Source organism: Synergistaceae bacterium, from assembly GCA_012728235.1.
In the GTDB taxonomy this organism is placed as follows: domain Bacteria; phylum Synergistota; class Synergistia; order Synergistales; family Synergistaceae; genus JAAYFL01.
In genome coordinates this window covers 1-2686 of the sequence record JAAYFL010000143.1, presented here as the reverse complement: position 1 = coordinate 2686, position 2686 = coordinate 1, and the positions used below count along the sequence as shown (strand labels likewise).

Genomic DNA, 2686 nt, shown 5'->3' with positions numbered 1-2686 from the left:
CGTTCAAAGATATTCATAAATCTCAAAAAGGCTGCATGATCATTGATTTATATGAATTTTCTTCATGTTAGAAATATTACAAGTCAATTTTTAGAGTATAATTAAGCAGAACACCTCATATATTAATCATAGAAATTAAAAAAATTAAAAAGGAGGAATAATTATGGCAAAAACTTTTTATGAAGCATTAGTAGCAAGAAGGTCGCACTATGGAATAAGTAAAGACAAGGTTGCGTCAGACGACAAGATCATAGAAATAATAGAACATACAGTAAAACACACACCATCAGCATTTAACTCGCAAACGGCTAGAGTTATACTGTTATTGAATAATCATCATACAAAATTATGGAATATAACAAAAGAAGCGCTTAGAAAAATAGTTCCGAAAGATAAATTTTCAAAAACAGAAGAAAAAATTAATACATTTGAAGCAGGCTATGGAACGATACTATTCTATGAAGATCATAATATTGTCAAAGAAATGCAAGAAAAATTCCCGACATACAAGGACAACTTTCCAATATGGTCACAAGAATCAAGCGGAATGCATCAATTCAATATCTGGACATCATTGAAACTAGAAGGTTATGGTGCTTCACTTCAACATTACAATGAGCTCATAGAGGCGAATGTAAAAAAAGAATGGAATATTCCTGATGGTTGGGTAATGAGAGCACAAATGCCCTTTGGAAAACCTGTGTCACCACTGCCAGGAGAAAAAGAGTTCAAGCCCCTAAAAGATAGAGTAAAAGTATATAAGTAGGCAGTAAAAGAAATCTATATAAACAAGCACTTATTTCCGTACTTCAAAAAACAAGTTTAAAACTCGCAAAATTCTAAAATATATATAGAATTTGCGCGGGGAAAGCATTTTAAACAGAAAACGCCTTTTGATTAATGTAAAAACTAATCAAAAGGCGTTTATTGTTGTAAAAAACACAAAGGTAAAAGAGCTAATTATTCAACTATTACAACAGGCATACCTATTCTAATATGTCGTCTTTTCAGTTCGTCAACATCGCTGTTTTTTAATCTAATGCAGCCCTCTGTATCATTTGTTCCTATAGAATTGGGCGCATGTGTTCCATGGATTCCAATGCCATTCCATCCTGTTCTTAATCGAATGAACCAGGGGCCATAAGCGTTCTGAATCACGCCTTTGCCATCTTTGAAGTCATGAGACCAATGACTAGCGCTTTGTATCTGTTGTACAGAAAAATCACCCACCGGAGTTTTACAATCTCCAGCACGTACTTTCTGTCCAAGGTTCTTGCCTACTGCTATATCATAAATTTTTACGATATTTTTGTCTTTCATAACATGAAGTTTATGGTCTAGCTTAATAATCTTTATCCATTCACCCCTATGAGAATAAGCATCTCTTTTCTGAAGAATAGTAGGAGAAAGAGGTTTAGCAGTTTTTGGCACATCAGGCGTGAGTTTCAACTCTTTTTCTGCAACCTTTGCTGCTTTTTCATCAACTCCATGATGTTTAATGGTAAAAAACAGTGCACATATGGCAACTGTTACTATAATCAGAAAAAACAACTTTTGTGACTCAGGTTTTAATTTCATGCCGACATTTCCTTTTTCAATCGCATTATTTGCTCACTAGCAATTCGCAAAATAATTACTCCTTGACATATTGTCCATAAACCCAACCGGTTATATCTTTGTAGCTGACCTTGATCCAAGGTTTTCTACCAGGTTCGGGAGTAGTTGCCTCATGTATAGTAACCTTTTCCAAGCCGGGAAACGTAAAAAGGACACGAGCTTTCAAGTCTGGGGATTCTCTCATATTAACGTTCTTTCCCTTAATTTGTCCCTGCTTTGTAGCTGTTGGTTTAGGAATTACCTGACTCTTATCAGTTGTAACTGTTTTGCTTTGTGCTGGTTTGACAGGAGCTTTTTCCGCTACGTACTGTCCATAGACCCACCCAGTTTTATCTTTATAAGTGACCTTAACCCATGGATATTTTGAAGACTCAGGATTTGCTGATTCATGTATGGTTACATTTTCCATACCAGGGAAAGTAAAGATAACAGCTGCCTTCAAGCCTGGAGCTTCTCTCATATTAACTCTTTTTCCCTTAATCTGTCCCTGTTTTATAGCTTCTGCACCATCAGCAGTTAGATCTTCACTATCTGCAAAAGTTTGTCCATCGCGTTCTATAGCATCCTGAGAAGCAGTTTGGCTTAAATCTACAATTGAACTTGGTTTATCATAAGCTACTCCTCCTGCAAATAAGCCATAATAAATTAGAGAAAAACCCAAGAAACCACCCAAAAGACCTCCAACTAATTTCACAAAGAAAAGACTTAAAGGTGCTTCAACAAATATATTTATCAACCTAAGAAGATATGGCACCAACAAGCATGGCGGATATGGACTTGGATTTGAGAGACTAGTCATGTATATTACGGGAATTTCTAACATTCGTGATGTTGAACTTTTTCCAAGAACCGTTGGCTCTATTGAATTTTAATTAAATGGTTTTTAATCAAAATTGTAGAAAATTCCGGTTATACGACAATCGAGGACGATCCCCAGATTATAGCCGAGACCGAAGCCAAAGAATCAATGATTATGAAAAGAGATCTGATTCTGGCCGCCGTGTTTACCGTGCCGCTGTTCACCATCGGCATGTGGGACATGTTCGGACACATTCCCTGGCTCTCCGAT

General features: G+C 36.3%; 3 protein-coding genes. 1 reads left to right on the top strand and 2 read right to left on the bottom strand.

What is annotated here, in order from left to right; all coding sequences use genetic code 11:
- The first annotated feature begins 163 nt into the window (after positions 1-163).
- Complete coding sequence (locus GXZ13_07640) at positions 164-766, top strand: nitroreductase family protein (GenBank protein ID NLX75675.1); 603 nt, start codon at positions 164-166, stop codon at positions 764-766.
- Between the two features lie 194 nt (positions 767-960).
- On the opposite strand, the gene GXZ13_07635 is transcribed toward GXZ13_07640, so the two are convergent.
- Together GXZ13_07635 and GXZ13_07630 are read right to left on the bottom strand one after the other, a co-directional pair.
- Complete coding sequence (locus tag GXZ13_07635) at positions 961-1578, bottom strand: L,D-transpeptidase family protein (protein ID NLX75674.1); 618 nt, start codon at positions 1576-1578, stop codon at positions 961-963.
- A 55-nt stretch (positions 1579-1633) separates the two neighbouring features.
- Positions 1634-2440: an SH3 domain-containing protein gene (locus GXZ13_07630; GenBank protein ID NLX75673.1), complete on the bottom strand. Its 807-nt coding sequence runs from the start codon at positions 2438-2440 to the stop codon at positions 1634-1636.
- Positions 2441-2686 lie beyond the last annotated feature (246 nt).

Coding starts and splice junctions, on each gene's coding strand:
- GXZ13_07635 (NLX75674.1), bottom strand. CDS start 1,578: ATGAAATTAAAACCTGAGTCACAAAAGTTGTTTTTTCTGATTATAGTA.
- GXZ13_07640 (NLX75675.1), top strand. CDS start 164: ATGGCAAAAACTTTTTATGAAGCATTAGTAGCAAGAAGGTCGCACTAT.
- GXZ13_07630 (NLX75673.1), bottom strand. CDS start 2,440: ATGTTAGAAATTCCCGTAATATACATGACTAGTCTCTCAAATCCAAGT.